General features: G+C 30.8%; 15 protein-coding genes. 11 read left to right on the top strand and 4 right to left on the bottom strand.

The window, feature by feature from the left end:
* The 9 genes from NH341_RS14070 to NH341_RS14030 all read left to right on the top strand — a co-directional run.
* Nucleotides 1-620: phage baseplate assembly protein V (locus NH341_RS14070; protein WP_253057291.1), on the top strand; the 620-nt coding region annotated here is incomplete at its 5' end.
* 2 nt (nucleotides 621-622) lie between these two features.
* A complete protein-coding gene (locus tag NH341_RS14065; RefSeq protein ID WP_173361212.1) occupies nucleotides 623-772 on the top strand; it encodes a hypothetical protein in 150 nt (49 codons plus the stop codon).
* 6 nt (nucleotides 773-778) lie between these two features.
* Entirely contained in the window at nucleotides 779-1,621 is an 843-nt protein-coding gene (locus NH341_RS14060) for a hypothetical protein (protein ID WP_253057289.1), read from the top strand.
* A 10-nt stretch (nucleotides 1,622-1,631) separates the two neighbouring features.
* Nucleotides 1,632-2,120: a DUF4280 domain-containing protein gene (locus NH341_RS14055; protein ID WP_253057287.1), complete on the top strand. Its 489-nt coding sequence runs from the start codon at nucleotides 1,632-1,634 to the stop codon at nucleotides 2,118-2,120.
* An 8-nt stretch (nucleotides 2,121-2,128) separates the two neighbouring features.
* On the top strand, nucleotides 2,129-5,038 hold the full coding sequence (locus tag NH341_RS14050; RefSeq protein WP_253057285.1) for a hypothetical protein: 2,910 nt from the start codon (nucleotides 2,129-2,131) through the stop codon (nucleotides 5,036-5,038).
* Complete coding sequence (locus NH341_RS14045; protein ID WP_253057283.1) at nucleotides 5,025-6,032, top strand: hypothetical protein; 1,008 nt, start codon at nucleotides 5,025-5,027, stop codon at nucleotides 6,030-6,032. Before NH341_RS14050 ends, NH341_RS14045 begins: the two co-directional genes overlap by 14 nt.
* Complete coding sequence (locus tag NH341_RS14040) at nucleotides 6,032-7,036, top strand: hypothetical protein (protein ID WP_253057281.1); 1,005 nt, start codon at nucleotides 6,032-6,034, stop codon at nucleotides 7,034-7,036. The genes NH341_RS14045 and NH341_RS14040 overlap by 1 nt, the downstream gene beginning before the upstream one ends.
* Nucleotides 7,036-8,013 (top strand): hypothetical protein, encoded by a 978-nt coding sequence (locus NH341_RS14035; RefSeq protein WP_253057279.1) that lies wholly within the window; start codon nucleotides 7,036-7,038, stop codon nucleotides 8,011-8,013. Before NH341_RS14040 ends, NH341_RS14035 begins: the two co-directional genes overlap by 1 nt.
* Before the next feature lie 131 nt (nucleotides 8,014-8,144).
* Nucleotides 8,145-8,297: a hypothetical protein gene (locus NH341_RS14030; protein ID WP_253057277.1), complete on the top strand. Its 153-nt coding sequence runs from the start codon at nucleotides 8,145-8,147 to the stop codon at nucleotides 8,295-8,297.
* A gap of 46 nt (nucleotides 8,298-8,343) precedes the next feature.
* On the opposite strand, the gene NH341_RS14025 is transcribed toward NH341_RS14030, so the two are convergent.
* The 4 genes from NH341_RS14025 to NH341_RS14010 all read right to left on the bottom strand — a co-directional run bounded on the left by NH341_RS14025 (nucleotide 8,344) and on the right by NH341_RS14010 (nucleotide 10,851).
* The gene (locus tag NH341_RS14025) at nucleotides 8,344-9,678 is read right to left on the bottom strand and encodes a sigma-54 dependent transcriptional regulator (RefSeq protein ID WP_047790859.1); all 1,335 of its coding nucleotides are present in this window, start codon (nucleotides 9,676-9,678) and stop codon (nucleotides 8,344-8,346) included.
* A 110-nt stretch (nucleotides 9,679-9,788) separates the two neighbouring features.
* Complete coding sequence (locus NH341_RS14020; protein ID WP_047790858.1) at nucleotides 9,789-10,109, bottom strand: hypothetical protein; 321 nt, start codon at nucleotides 10,107-10,109, stop codon at nucleotides 9,789-9,791.
* Nucleotides 10,110-10,171: 62 nt separating this feature from the next.
* Nucleotides 10,172-10,480, bottom strand: a complete 309-nt coding sequence (locus NH341_RS14015) for a hypothetical protein (RefSeq protein WP_073184239.1) — start codon at nucleotides 10,478-10,480, stop codon at nucleotides 10,172-10,174.
* 62 nt (nucleotides 10,481-10,542) lie between these two features.
* Nucleotides 10,543-10,851, bottom strand: a complete 309-nt coding sequence (locus NH341_RS14010; protein WP_253057275.1) for a hypothetical protein — start codon at nucleotides 10,849-10,851, stop codon at nucleotides 10,543-10,545.
* Nucleotides 10,852-11,104: 253 nt separating this feature from the next.
* Here NH341_RS14010 and NH341_RS14005 point away from each other — a divergent pair, with 253 nt between their 5' ends.
* Together NH341_RS14005 and NH341_RS14000 are read left to right on the top strand one after the other, a co-directional pair.
* Complete coding sequence (locus NH341_RS14005) at nucleotides 11,105-13,489, top strand: penicillin acylase family protein (protein ID WP_253057273.1); 2,385 nt, start codon at nucleotides 11,105-11,107, stop codon at nucleotides 13,487-13,489.
* Nucleotides 13,490-13,566: 77 nt separating this feature from the next.
* Nucleotides 13,567-14,919 (top strand): P-loop NTPase fold protein, encoded by a 1,353-nt coding sequence (locus NH341_RS14000; RefSeq protein WP_253057271.1) that lies wholly within the window; start codon nucleotides 13,567-13,569, stop codon nucleotides 14,917-14,919.
* Nucleotides 14,920-15,025 lie beyond the last annotated feature (106 nt).

The raw sequence follows: 15,025 nt of genomic DNA, 5'->3' as shown, positions 1-15,025 counted from the left end.
GAGCAAAAACAGATTTTATTCGTGTAATGACCCCAGATGCAGGGAGCAGTGATCTTACTAAAACTAATAGAGGTTTTGTTTTCATACCAGAAGTAGGAGACCAAGTAATGGTAGGTTTTGAGCATAATGATCCTAACCGTCCCTTTGTAATGGGAAGTATGTTTACAGGTAAAAATGGAGCAGGTGGAGATGAAAACAACGTTATAAAAAGTATTGTTACTCGTGGCGGTCACATCGTAGAGTTAAATGATACAGCGGGCAAAGAGAGTATTACGATTACCGATAAGAACAGTAACATGATACAGTTAAATACGCATGAAAGTTCTATAGTTATTTCTGCAAATGAAAACATGACTTTTATGTCTAAAAATTTAGACATTGTGGTAAGAGAAAATTTAAATATTACCACTGGTAAAGACAAAAGAGAAAATATTTCAGGAAATCACAAGCTTAAAGCTACCAATATAATTCAAATAGCAGATGAAGAAATAAAGAACGAAGCAGAGCAAATAATACAAGAAGCAGGAAAAGAAATAGACCTCTTAGCTAGTGGCAACATAAATAAGCAAGCAGAACAAAAAATTAATAATAGTAGCGGAAAACAAAGCAACCTTTTTTAAACATGGAAGAGAAAAATACTATTATAAAAATAGCCAAAGGGAAAATTATACTTTCTACTAAAAATGATATTTCTATAAAGGCTAAAAACATAAACAGTTTATCTAAAACCCTAGTAAATGAAACAGGGAAAGAAGGTATTGTTTTTAAATAGCAAAGTATGAGTTTTGGTGTGTACGATCATGTAAATCATGGTGTTAAGAATAGTTATGGTGTTACCTGTACTTTTTTAAAAGAACAAATTACTATCAACTATATATTTGATATTGCTTATCAGGCTTATAATCAAAAAGACTACATAGTTCATATTAACAGAAAACAGTTCTTTCTTAATAAGGAAGAACCAAAAGAAATATTAGATGTTTTAGCATTACGTTGTGCAGCACTTATATATCCGTTACAGCTACATATTTCTAAATTTGGCTTCAACTATAAGCTCTTTAATTTTAAAGAAATACAAGAACGTTTTAATGAGCAGCTACCAAATATTCAAAGAGAATTTACAGGTGAAGTAACAGATGCTTATTTTGCTGAAATTAAAAAATCGGTAAGTAATGAAAGTATATTTACAGAGCGTTTAAAAAGTGATTTTTTATATGCACTATTTTTCTATGGTTTACCAGTAGCATATCAATATAAACCAATACAAGATAACTATCAGGTAAATATACCTATACATCCATATCAATCCGAAGCTTTTTTTGTGGGGATGCAAACACTTAAAAAAGTAGAAAATATACACGATGTAACTTTTAAAGGCTCAGATGAAAAAGGTAACACTTTGCTACTACATCATTTAGTAGAAAAGCAAAGTCTTACGCCTTTACGTATAGAAATGTATTATAACAAGGAGTTAGATAGTGAAATAAATTGTAGTATAGTTCAGCTTAAAGAACGAAAAGAGGACAATATAAGCTTTAGCAATAAAAATGGTAAAGTTATAGAAGGAAAACAAAAGAAACAGAAAAAAGATAATTGGTTTAGCAACCTATTTAAAATTTAAAAAAATTATTATGAGTGATGTAGCAGTAATTTGCAATGGAGCTATGTGTAAATGTGCACATGGTTTTGCACCCGACACCTTTGCAGTAGTAAGTACACATAAACATTATATAAACGAGTCTAGTGGTTCTCAAAAAATGGTAGGTTCTACTATGGATATAGGGCAACCCTTTAAAGCAAAAACTTTTGGACAGTGTAAACTACAACCCTCTGGAAGTAGTTATTTACCTTGTATGCCAAACGTAACACAGTGGCAAGACTTTTATGAAAAGGTAACTTTAAGTAACCAAGGAAAAATATTAACAGAAAAAAGTAAAGCTATTTGTGCCATTGCAGGAGCACCATGTGTAGAGTTTACTTTTCACGGACAGGTAGGAGCGCCATCAGAAAGTCAAGCCGCACAGACAAATACAGCAGTGCATAGTCAAATGAATCCACTTGCAAACCCAAAGCAAGCGATAGAAGACACTGATGATACTGATTTATTAGAAATTAAATAATCTGCATTATGGCTAAAAAAATAATTGTTGTAGACGAACAAGATAAAGATGTTGTTACCGAGAGAATATATAGAGATTTAAAAGTTTTTGAAATACCTCTTAATAAAGGAGTAAATTTCCATTTAAAAGTTTTAAAAGCTAAAAATGTAAAAGAAACAAAAGAAAATGTATACTGGATTGCACAATCACATAACAAGTTTAAAACTAGAAAATACAGAACTTTTAAAAGTGCTCCAAAAAATCAAAAAGAACTACATGTACTATTAAATGAGTTAAATAAAGGAACTAAATATGGAAAAAGGTATATCCTAAATAATGATGGAGAAGAGGTTTTAAATCCTGATTTTCATGTTTATACTCTAAAAACTACAGGTTTTGTTAAAAGAGCATATTTAGCTACAAACCCGTACAAAAGCCATACGGAAAAAAGAGAAGGAGTCTTTTTTGGTAATTTAAAATATGTTCAAAGAACATTAGGTAAAGGTATTTGGTTAGAAGGTATTAATTATACGCCCGAATTTAAAGAACAAGGAGCCTTTATTTTAGCGGTAGATAAACCTCAGGTACTGTCACTTTTAGTAGAAAGAAGAACATTGCCAGAAAAAATAGTTCGTAGCAACCCTATTAAAAAGGATAATTGCGACTCAGTTGAACAAGAGCTACTATATGGCGATGTTTTAGACATACACATGCATTTACATAATGTTTTAAGTGAAGATTATAAACTAACTAAAGAGGTGTTTTATGGAGAAGAATCTATGACAAAAGGGTATAGCACTTTAATAGATATAAATATACCCAAAGACGAGCACAACCCTTCTTTAGATTATAATGTTTCAATTTTAGATGAGCATGTAGTTAATTTAAGTTGGGCAGGTAAAACCAATCATAAAGAAGCAAAAGATTCTGAAGACTCTTTACAAGAGTACACAATGGTGTTTATTTTCACACCAGTATCTAAACATGCTATAACCAATAATTACCCAACAATAAAACGTGAAGTAACCCTTACGGTAAATTACAAAAGCGATTTTAGTGCAACAGTAAATGAAAAAGACTATGTAACCAACCCTAATATTGTAAAAGTATGGCAACCGCCATTAATAACACAGTTATATGAGCAAGAATGTAATTATACAGAACTTACCGTTTCTTGCGATGGTTTTGAACCAAAAACATTTTTAAAAGAATCTAAGGATGGGGCGTTATTAACAGATGATAGGGGAACAACTCCAATTTATAGTTTAGTATTAGGCAATAAAAACAATATAAGAGAAGTTACTATACAAACAAATGCAGATGTAGCCAATTGCCCAGAACTAAACGAAGAAGATAAGCATACGGAAAATGTATTTAATTTAAAAGAAATACAAGAATACACCTTTGCAGATGATGATGGTATATGGAATGCCCTAACCGATATAAAATCGTTACCAAGAGTACAACCCTACCATAAAACTATAGATAAAACAGATCAAATACTAAAATTTAAAGCAGCATACCCCTACGACGCTTCAAGTGAAAGTAAATTCTTATGGAGGTACCTTTTCATGCACATGATTCAATATACAAACCCAGCTGAGTTTTATATAAGTGTAAATAGTTGTAGGTACAAACGTACCATTTGGTTTAACGTACACCCAGATGTAATTTGGGCATCACACTTAGCTTTAGATGTAGAAAAAAAAGATATTTTATATCACGATAACATTGAGCTTCCATTAGTAAAAGGAGACGCCACTTATATATCTGTTTTAGCAAGTGCTTTGGAAAAAACACTTAACTTTATAAAACCTCTTTTTGACGTATTATCTATAAATAACAACTCAAAAACAGCCATAACAGAGCTAGAAAAAGTTCTACGTGATTTTATAAAAGAGAGTAAAACAGATATGTACCTTGGTTTTCATGCAAGATACGATATCCCCGACGGAGAAAACCAAGTAGGGTCACTCATTAATTATGCCGAAATACAACCCTACAAAGCCTACTTACATTTTCAAATAATTAGAGTAGTATTACTTACCTTGGCTATAGATGTATTAATGATATACCTAACAAGAGGAAAGCTTGCACCTGGATTACAACAATTAAAAAAAGCACAAAAAGTAGCTAAGAGAATTAACAAAGGAAAAGATAAAGTAAATAAGTTTTTAGATAAATACAACCTTACTTTAACAACCCCTAAAATAACCATGAACGCTGCCTTAAGAAAAGAAATGCAACCAAAAGGAGCGTATGCAACTATTTTTGATTTTACCTTTAAAGCCGACCCTTTGTTAGCTTTAAATACTGAATACAAAATAGATTCCGATTCTTTAAAAGGGCCTTTAAAAGAGTTTGTAAAAAGCATGGAAGAAAAAACCAATGGAAAGTTTGAATTAATAGCCAAAGCAGAAGGTAGGATAGTTTCTGATATAAATATAAGCTACAACACTCATACGAATAAGCTTACTTTAAACAAAAATGCCGTTAAGCAAGAAAACGAATACAATAAGGTATTACGCAAAGGTGATATAATTAAAACAGACGGAGTTATTAATATTAGTATTGAGGCAAATGCTCGTTTAAAATACCAGGAAGAGTTTAAAAAGCTTTGGTTTTTTGAGCCTGTTAAAGTAGAAGTCGATATTAAAGGAGAATTAAGATTAAATAGTAGTATTGGTATTATACAAAAAATAGGCTACACCAAAGGTAGAGGGCCTTATATGGAAAAAGTGGTATATTTTGGGGGATTGAAAGGAACGTATATGCAAAGTCTTGAACTAAAGGTAAAGGATAAAAAGCAATATGATTCAAATGAGGGTGACAAACAAGAGCCTTTTACCTTATTGAAAAAATCAAACGCCTCATTAGGCAAAGACTATATTTTTGAACTTTTTGAATCAAAAAAACAATTTGAATATGAAAACAAATAAAATTACCCCTCTTATCACAGCATTGTTAGCAGTTATGTTTACTGCTTGCGCGCAAACCAACACAACAAAAGAAAAAAAACAAGCAACAGAAATGAGACCGATAGACAAACTTTACAGTAACATACAACCTTTACAATACAAAAGCATGAATAGATATTTTATAGAAGCGAACCAAAGTGGTTGTTTTTATGAGTTGTATGTAAATGGTAGGATGGTATTTAAGCTTTTTAAACAAGTTGGTTTAATGGGGCATACCACCTGTATTAACGATGCTATTTTAAAAAGTGGGATGCAAGAAGTTACTGTAAAGCTATACCCTTTAGGACAAACCGAAGTAGAAAGGTTTGACACGTTTACCAAGAATGCAAGAATAGAAGTAAAAATAGAAAAATACGATACACAGGTAGAAGACAGCGATGAAAAAGTAGTAACATTTAAAATTCCAGAGGCAAGTACTAGAAGTAAGAACGATATTAAAATAGAGGGATTGCCTTATTACGAACATACTTTTACGTTTTATGCAGAAGTTCCTTACGAAGTTACTGGCTGGAGCGAATCGCAAGATTTAACTAAAATGAATCAAAAGCAATTAGAAAAAGAAGTAGTAGCTTTTTATAACAACCTATCTGATGTTATTTATAATCAAGACGAAGCTAAATGGGTAAGCTTAGTTAAAAAAAGAGAGTTAGAGTTTTTGAAATCTGAAGCGTATAACGATGTTAATAAGGAAAGTATTAAGGATAGAATTAGAAGTTTCAAACAGATTTTTGATTCTAAGTTTAAAAAGAAAGAACCATTAGATAAGTATGAAATGATTTTTGGAGGGAATGGTAGAATTGTAGCTTTAAAAAGTTTAATAGATAGAGGTTATGGAGCATTTTCCCACGGTTATGAGGAGGTTACGAGAGATGGGCGTAAAAGTAAGATACGAAATTATGAATATATATACCTACACAAACCCAAAGGAAGTAACAAATTAGAAATTATAAGATAATGCACAAAGCGTTTTTATATAGTGTTTATTTGTTTTGTATGTTGTTGGTGCTTACAGCTTGTGGGCAAACCAAAGAAATGAGACCCATAGATAAACTATACAGCAACATACCGCCTTTACAACACAAAAGCATGCCTCAATATTTTATAGAAGCAGACCAAATAGGTTGTTTTTATGAGTTGTATGTAAATGGAAGAATGGTGTTTAATCTTTTTAAACAAGTTGGTTTAATGGGGCATGCCACCTGTATTAACGATGCCATTTTAAAAAGTGGAGTGCAAGAAGTTACTGTAAAGCTATACCCTTTAGGACAAACCGAAGTAGAAAGGTTTGATACTTTTACTAAAAATGCAAAGATAAATATTGAAATAACTAAATGGGATAAAGCATTGGAGGATAAGCCGAATAGTAAAGAATACGAAAATTACGATGATCATGTAGCTACGTTTAATATTCCTAATACAGAAGATAAAAATAATAGCATTCGTATAAAAGGGTTACCTTATTATGAGCATACTTTTACGTTTTATGCAGAAGTTCCTTATGAAGTAACAGGCTGGAGCGAGTCGCAAGATTTAACTAAAATGAATCAAAAACAGTTAGAAAAAGAAGTAGTAGCTTTTTATAATAATTTATCTGATGTTATTTATAATCAAGATGAAGCTAAATGGGTAGAGCTAATTAAAAACAGAGAACGAGAAGTATTAATTTCTGAAGCATATTGCGATGTTAAAGAGAAAAGCATTAAGGATAGGAAAAGGAAATTTAAACAAGTTTTTGATTCTAAGTTCAAAAAGAAAGAACCATTAGACGAGTATAAAATAGTTTTTGGAGGAAATGGTAAAATTATAGCTTTGAAGAATTTAACTAAAGATGGCTACAGTGCTTTTTCTTATGGTTATGAGAGAACTTATGATGATGGACGTAAAAGAAAGATTAGAAATTACGCTTATATCTACCTACACAAACCAAAAGGAAGCAATAAATTAGAAATTATAAGGTAATGCACAAAGCGTTTTTATATAGTGTTTATTTGTTTTGTATGTTGTTGGTGTTTACAGCTTGTGGGCAAACAAAAGAAATGAGACCCATAGACAAACTATACAGCAATATACAGCCTTTACAATACAAAAGTATGAATAGATATTTTATAGAAGCGAACCAAAGTGGTTGTTTTTATGAATTATATGTAAATGGAAGATTGGTGTTTGAACATTTTGAACAAACTGGTTTAATGGGACATACTACCTGTATTAACGATGCCATTTTAAAAAGTGGAGAACAAGAAGTTACCGTAAAGTTATACCCTTTAGGACAAACAAAAGTAAAAAGGTTTGACACGTTTACCAAGAATGCAAGAATAGAAGTAAAAATAGAAAAATACGATGTACAGGTAGAAGACAGCGATGAAAAAGTAGTAACATTTAAAATTCCAGAGGCAAGTACAAGAGGTAAGAATGATATTAAAATAGAGGGTTTACCTTATTATGAGCATACCTTTACGTTTTATGCAGAAGTTCCTTATGAAGTAACAGGTTGGAGTGAGTCGCAAGATTTAACTAAAATGGATCAAAAACAATTAGAAAAAGAAGTAGTAGCTTTTCACAACAACCTATCAGATGTTATTTATAATCAAGACGAAGCTAAATGGGTAGACTTAGTTAAAAACAGAGAATTAGAATTTTTAAAATCTGAAGCGTATAATGATGTTAATGAGGAAAGTATTAAGGATAGAATTAGAAGTTTCAAACAGATTTTTGATTCTAGTTTTAAAAGAAAAGTTCCTTTAGATAAATATAAAATGATTTTTGGAGGAAAAGGGAGAATTGTAGCTTTAAAAAGTATTGAAAGAACAGGTAGAGCTGCTTTTTCTTTTGGAGTTAACAAAATTAGAGACGGGAAATTAAAAAAAACTAGATCTTCTAGATATATTTACCTACACAAACCAAAAGGAAGCAATAAATTAGAAATTATAAGGTAATGCACAAAGCGTTTTTATATAGTGTTTATTTGTTTTGTATGTTGTTGGTGTTTACAGCTTGTGGGCAAACAAAAGAAATGAGACCGATAGACAAACTATACAGCAACATACAGTCCCTACAATACAAAAGCATGAATAGATATTTTATAGAAGCGAACCAAAGTGGTTGTTTTTATGAGCTGTATGTAAATGGAAAATTGGTTTTTAAGCATTTTAAACAAGTAGGTTTAATGGGGCATACTACCTGTATTAACGATGCAATTTTAAAAAGTGGAGGGCAATAAGTTTACCGTAAAGTTATATTCTTTAGGTACAGTATAAGCTGAATAATTAAGAATTTATTTCATGCTCTTTCAGTTTATTATACAAAGTCTTTCTAGTAATATTTAAAAGCTTTGCAGCTTTAGTTTTGTTGTTTTTAGCCTCATGTAAAGCCCTAATAATAAGTTTTTTTTCATTTTCCTTGGTAGAAAATTCATTAGGGATGCTGTATTGATCTTCAGTGTTTTTTAATTCTTCAGGCAACACTTCTTTTTCTATAATTTCTGTCTGAGATAAAAGTGTAGCTCTTTTGATAACATTAGATAACTCTCGTAAGTTCCCTGGCCAGTTATATTGTTGAAATAAAGTTAGTACTTCATGAGAAAAGCCAACGATTGATTTATTGAGTTGTTTGTTGGCTTTTTCTAAAAAGAAATCGGCATAAAGAATTAAATCGTCTTTTCTATCATTTAGATTAGGGACTTTAATAGAAAACTCATTTAAACGATGGTATAAATCTTCTCTAAAATTACCTTTTTCAACAGCTGATAATAAATCTTCATTAGTGGCAGTAATTAAACGAATATCTACCATAATTTCCTTACTGCTTCCCACAGGTTTAATCTTTCTTTCTTGTAAAGCACGTAAAAGTTGTACCTGACTTTCGTAGTTTAAGTTTCCAACTTCATCTAAAAAAAGAGTACCTCCATTCGCTGCTTCAAAATGCCCTATTTTATCATTTATAGCTCCTGTAAATGATCCTTTTTGATGTCCAAAAAATTCACTTGAGGCAATCTCTTTAGGTATAGCTCCGCAATCCACAGCAATAAAAGGCTTATCTTTACGTAAGCTTTGAGTATGAATTGTACTAGCTACAACTTCTTTACCTGTGCCACTTTCACCTGTAATAAGAACAGACATGTCAGTTGGAGCTACTAAATGGATGTGTTCATAAAGGCTTTTAGAAGCTGCGCTTATACCGGTAACGATATGAGAATTAGAAACTTTTTTATCTTCTTTTTTAGGTTCAGTAATTTGTTCGGTTTTAACTTCCAGAGCATTATTAATTACTTCTAAAACTTCATCAGGATTAAAAGGTTTAGAAATATAATCAAAAGCACCTTGTTTCATAGCTTGAACGGCTGTTGATACTTCAGCATAACTCGTCATTAAAACAACAGGGATGTCGCTATCAGTGTTTTTACTTTGCTTTAATAAATCAATACCATTACCGTCAGGAAGGCGTAAATCAGTAAAAATCAAATTATATGAATTTTCTTTCAATAGAGTAGAGGCATTTTTAATTGTATAACTAACCTCAACAACATATTTGTGTCGTTCTAAAAAATGTTTTAACATGTTAGAAAATGTAACATCGTCTTCTACCAATAAGATATTTTTCATAAAAAAGGTTGCTCTAAATTGTTCAGATAAAAATTCTCTGTAAAAATAAAAAGAGCGTTTTATATGAAAACGCTCTTTTGCTAATAAAATTGAGGAGGGAAATAAAAAAATTACTTTTTAGTATTGTTTACTTCTTTTTCATTTAACAAATTACCTTCTTTATCAATGTAAATAGTCTTCTTGGTGCTTCCTTCACTAACCTCTAGTTTGTACTGCTCTTTTTCATTAATAAAAGCTTTACTTAAGGTAGCCTTAGGGAAACTTTCTTTAATAGAGTTAACCAACGCTGCTGGTAATTTATCTAAAGATATTTCTTGGAATCCATCAGCTACAACTGTGTGAATTGGAGTAATAGGTGTAAGAGTGTTGTTTACTGTTGCGTAAGTTGAAACACCTGTTAAAATTGCTACTGCTAAGATTAATTTTTTCATGATATTAAGTTTTTAAGTTATAATTATTAATTGTTGTAATACTACAAGGGAAATTTATGTGTTTACTTTACCTCTTTAGCGTCTAACCAGTTTCCGTCTTTGTCGGCGAAAACGGTTTTGTTACCATTTTCTAAAGAAATTTCTAACTTGTATTGTTCTTTACTGTTTACAAAAGCTTTTCCTAGTGTACCTTTAGGAAAACTCTCTTTTACAGCATTCACTACAGCTGAAGGTAATTTATCTAAAGATATTTCTTGAAATCCGTTCTCTACAACTGTATGAATTGGAGTAATAGGTGTAAGAGTGTTATTTACTGTTGCATAAGTTGAAACACCTGTTAAAATTGCTACTGCTAAGATTAATTTTTTCATGATATTAAGTTTTTAAGTTATAATTATTAATTGTTGTAATACTACAAGGGAAATTTATGTGTTTACTTTACCTCTTTAGCGTCTAACCAGTTTCCGTCTTTGTCGGCGAAAACGGTTTTGTTGCCATTTTCTAAAGAAATTTCTAACTTGTATTGTTCTTTACTGTTTACAAAAGCTTTTCCTAGTGTACCTTTAGGGAAACTCTCTTTTACAGCATTCACTACAGCTGAAGGTAACTTATCTAAAGATATTTCTTGAAACCCGTTCTTTATAACTGTATGAGTTGGAGTAATAGGTGTAAGAGTGTTATTTACTGTTGCATAAGTTGAAGCTCCTGCTAAAATCGCTACTGCTAAAATTAAATTTTTCATGATATTAAGTTTTTAAGTTATTTACATATTTGTTTATTGTATAGAAATAAATATGCCATCGGCTTTAATTAAATCTTTAAAAACTTTAACGTATTGATTTTTAATAGTATATTGTTTTTTTAGGTTTGGGTAGATAATAGCTTTATGTGTAAAAAGTGTATAAGTAAAGAGTAGAAGTGTGTAAAAATTACACTATTTACCCAAAAAGAGGAACAATAAATAAATCTGTTATCTTTGAAGAAAATCATCCCTAATGAAGTTATTAAAAAAGTCTTTAAAAATTGTTCTGCTACTTTTAGTGTTATTAAGTGTTGGAATTTGGCTATTTACAAAAACTCTGCATCCAACTTATAAAGGAGAGTTAGAACTTAACTCAATTTCAGATAAAGTTACAGTGTATTATGATGAGGTTGGAGTGCCGCATATCAACGCGAAAAATCAACTAGATGCTTATACTGCTTTAGGATATGTACATGCACAAGATAGATTGTGGCAAATGGAGCTTATCAGAAGAATTTCAGCTGGAAGATTAGCAGAAGTTTTTGGAAAAGATTTGGTAAGAGTCGATAAATTTTTCTCTGGATTAGGAATTGAAGAAACTGCTGAAAAAACGATTCAAGAATTAGATAAAAATTCAGAAACGTATAAATTAACGGAAGCATATTTAAATGGGGTTAATCAGTTCATAGAAGAAGGAGCAACACCGTTAGAATTTTATTTAGTAGGATTGGATAAAGAAAATTATACAATTAAAGATGTGTATAATGTTTTTGGTTATATGGCATTTAGTTTTGCAATTGCCCATAAAACTGATCCGTTGTTAACTGAAGTAAAAGAAAAGTTAGGTGAGTCTTATGTAAATGAGTTGTTGAATTCTTTCGATAAAAATTTAACACTGAATAAGACAACTAATAAAGGTACAATTAAAGCAGAGATGTCTATAGCGGTAAGCAAGATTGTAGATCAGTTGCCAGTTGCACCTTTTATAGGAAGTAACTCTTGGGTAATTGCACCACCTAAAGCCAAAAACGGTAAGGTAATTTTTGCGAACGATCCACATATCGCATTTTCTCAACCATCTGTTTGGTATCAAAATCATATAAAAACTCCAGACTTTGAAATCTACGGATTTAATCTGGCTTTGATGCCATTTCCGTTGTTAGGACACAATAAAGAGTATGCTTACGGATTAACAATGTTAGCAAATGACGATTTGAACTTTTATATAGAAGAAAACAATCCAGAAAATTCAATGGAGTACAAAACACCTAATGGATACCAGAAATATGAGTTATGGGACAAACGTATAAAGGTTAAAGGAGGAAAAGATACTACATATCAAGTTAAAGTTAGTAAACATGGCCCGATTATGAACGGATTAATAGAGCATGTAACAGATGAAAGACCAATTGCAATGAACTGGATTTATACGCAACTACCTAATCAATTATTAGAAGCATCACATAAAATGTCGCATGCAAATTCGTTACAAGACTTTAAAACAGGAACCGCCAAAATTCATGCACCAGGATTAAATGTAATGTATGGAGATAAGAAAGGGAATGTAGGTTGGTTTGCATCGGCTAAATTATATCAATTAAGAGATAGTTTGTCTTCTAAAACGTACTTAAATGGAACTTCTGGGAAGGATGAAATTGTAGAATATTTAGATTTTAAAGATAATCCGAAAGCGGAAAATCCTAGTTGGAATTATGTGTATTCAGCAAATAATCAACCTGATTCTGTGAGAGGTAAGTTATATCCGGGATATTACCAACCAGAAGATAGAGCAAAACGAATTGTTCAGTTATTAGAATCTAAAAACGATTTTACGAAAGAGGATGTAGCTGAAATGATTTATGATGTAACCTCACCTGTAGTTCCAGAAATTGGGAGAGAATTGTTAGCAAGTGTAGATAAGTCGTCACTATCTCCTTCAGCTAAAAAAGCATATTCAGTGTTAGAAAAGTGGGATGGAGAGTATTTAAAAACCAACGTAGCTCCGACTATTTATAATCGATTTTTGTATGAATTTTTAACTGCTACTTACAAAGATGAGTTAGGAGATAGCTTTCAGTTGTTTATTGATACGCAATTACAAGATCAAGTATTAGCACAACAAGCTAAAAGAGAGCAATCGGTTTGGTGGGATAATATTTTAACAATAAATAAAGTTGAAACTAGAAATGAAATAATTACCATAGCTTTTCAAAAATCCATCACATTTTTACAAAATCAATTAGGAGAGAATGTAGATAATTGGACGTGGAATCGCGTAATTTCAGTGGAATACGAACACGCTATTGGTAAAGCGGGAGGTTTGTTGCGTAAGTTTTTCAATGTAGGTCCGTTTGAAACTATTGGAGGAAATGAGGTGATTAACAACCAGATTTTTAAATTGGATAGTACAGGTGTGTATAAAATTCATGGTGGACCATCAACACGTAGAGTCATTGATTTTTCAGATGTAGAGAATAGCATTGCGATTTTACCTACAGGACAATCAGGAAATGTGTTTAGTCCATATTACAAAGACCAAGCACAAAAATATGTAGATGGTGAGTTTGTAAAAATGAGCCTTAATGAGACAGCTATAAAGAAGAGCGCAAATAAGTTGGTGTTTTTACCGAAACAGTAATAAATTAAATATGTCATTTCGACCAGAGGGAGTAATCTAAGACTAGATAAAAAGAAAAATTAATTTTAAAAAATAATATGACAAGAGGAAAAGGCTATAAATTACAGACGAATTCTTTTTTCGACTTTGAAGAGCATATAAATAATTCTGATTTTATTTTTTTATCAGCTCCTTTCGGTTTTGGGAAAACTACTTTTTTAAAAGACTTTATAGAGTCAGTAAGAAATGAAGAAAAAAAATATAACTTTTTTCATTTATATCCTGTTCATTACGCAGTAAACAAAAATGAAGATGTATTTGAATTAATCAAATACGACTTGTTGTTTGAAATATTAAAGAAAGATGACGTTAAGGAGGAAACAAGTATAAATTGTAAAGAAGAAGTAGGAGGTATTTTAAAAAAGAATGTTGAAGCTGTCTTGTTAAGTTTTATCGAAAAAATTCCAGAAATAGGAAAGCCTTTAAAAGAAATAATACAAGCTTTTGATAAAGTTGAAAAGGAAATTCTGGAGTTGTATCAAAAGGAATTTAAAACTCCCGAAGTGAATAGTTTTATTAGTCGTATAGAAAATACGAAAGGAAGTATTTTTGAACATGATATTATTACTACTTATATTGATAATAAGTTAAATGAGATAAAAGGTGAGGACAGGGAAAAGAAAAATGTCTTAATATTAGATGATTTAGACAGGATTGAACCAGAACATATCTTTAGACTTCTAAATATTTTCTCGGCTAATTTTGATAATTCTGAATATTCAATTAATAAGTTTGGAATAGATAAAGTTATTATTGTTGCTGATTACTATAACATAAAAAGTATATATCATCATAAATATGGGAAAAATTCTGATTTTGAGGGGTATATAAATAAATTTTATTCAAATGAGATTTATTTTTTAACTTTTTATGATACTTTAAAAATTTTATTAGAAAAAGATTATCATGTGCGGGAGTCTTCAGTTTTTGAGTTTATAGAGTTAAAAGTAAATTTGCTTGTATTGTTGTTTAACAATAAACAGTTAAATTTTAGGCAAATAAATAAATTATCAATAAAAGATTTTAATACAGGGAGGAGTTTAGATGGCATTATTAATGACCTTGTTAGTTTGTTTAATGGAGATTATAGAGATTTGACTGACGCTCTTAGTAAAGTTTCTGTAGAAAAAGATACAACAATAAAAGAAGTTTTTTGGGAAAAATTATTAAAGTGTTTAATTCTTTTTAGTCAAGAAAATGAAAAGCAGAAGATAAAAAGAGATGGCTTGTCAGTTGGTGAACCAAACTTTATTTATAGTTTTCATAGTGGAGGGGAAATTGTCTTTAGGAAAGAAAATGATAGAAAAACAAATTTAAGACTTATAGGTTCTTTTTCTAAGTTGAAAGTTTGGAAAGAGTTTTTAAACTATTTAAAAAATAAGTATGAGTAGTTTATAACTGATTAAACCTCTCTATAAACCTCCTCAAAAGGAATTCTAAAACTTTCACCCCGCTAGCGCGAGCATTTTGTTCGTGACGGTATGATAGTAGAAGCAT

The organism is Tenacibaculum sp. XPcli2-G, assembly GCF_024124505.1.
Classification (GTDB): Bacteria; Bacteroidota; Bacteroidia; order Flavobacteriales; family Flavobacteriaceae; genus Polaribacter; species Polaribacter mesophilus.
Note: the sequence above shows the minus strand (reverse complement) of the source record. Positions and strands in the feature narration are given on the sequence as shown.

What these genes read in the sequence shown, in the direction of transcription:
- NH341_RS14065 (WP_173361212.1), top strand. Translation starts at nt 623, where the DNA reads ATGGAAGAGAAAAATACTATTATAAAAATAGCCAAAGGGAAAATTATA.
- NH341_RS14060 (WP_253057289.1), top strand. Translation starts at nt 779, where the DNA reads ATGAGTTTTGGTGTGTACGATCATGTAAATCATGGTGTTAAGAATAGT.
- NH341_RS14055 (WP_253057287.1), top strand. Translation starts at nt 1,632, where the DNA reads ATGAGTGATGTAGCAGTAATTTGCAATGGAGCTATGTGTAAATGTGCA.
- NH341_RS14050 (WP_253057285.1), top strand. Translation starts at nt 2,129, where the DNA reads ATGGCTAAAAAAATAATTGTTGTAGACGAACAAGATAAAGATGTTGTT.
- NH341_RS14045 (WP_253057283.1), top strand. Translation starts at nt 5,025, where the DNA reads ATGAAAACAAATAAAATTACCCCTCTTATCACAGCATTGTTAGCAGTT.
- NH341_RS14040 (WP_253057281.1), top strand. Translation starts at nt 6,032, where the DNA reads ATGCACAAAGCGTTTTTATATAGTGTTTATTTGTTTTGTATGTTGTTG.
- NH341_RS14035 (WP_253057279.1), top strand. Translation starts at nt 7,036, where the DNA reads ATGCACAAAGCGTTTTTATATAGTGTTTATTTGTTTTGTATGTTGTTG.
- NH341_RS14030 (WP_253057277.1), top strand. Translation starts at nt 8,145, where the DNA reads ATGAATAGATATTTTATAGAAGCGAACCAAAGTGGTTGTTTTTATGAG.
- NH341_RS14025 (WP_047790859.1), bottom strand. Translation starts at nt 9,678, where the DNA reads ATGAAAAATATCTTATTGGTAGAAGACGATGTTACATTTTCTAACATG.
- NH341_RS14020 (WP_047790858.1), bottom strand. Translation starts at nt 10,109, where the DNA reads ATGAAAAAATTAATCTTAGCAGTAGCAATTTTAACAGGTGTTTCAACT.
- NH341_RS14015 (WP_073184239.1), bottom strand. Translation starts at nt 10,480, where the DNA reads ATGAAAAAATTAATCTTAGCAGTAGCAATTTTAACAGGTGTTTCAACT.
- NH341_RS14010 (WP_253057275.1), bottom strand. Translation starts at nt 10,851, where the DNA reads ATGAAAAATTTAATTTTAGCAGTAGCGATTTTAGCAGGAGCTTCAACT.
- NH341_RS14005 (WP_253057273.1), top strand. Translation starts at nt 11,105, where the DNA reads ATGAAGTTATTAAAAAAGTCTTTAAAAATTGTTCTGCTACTTTTAGTG.
- NH341_RS14000 (WP_253057271.1), top strand. Translation starts at nt 13,567, where the DNA reads ATGACAAGAGGAAAAGGCTATAAATTACAGACGAATTCTTTTTTCGAC.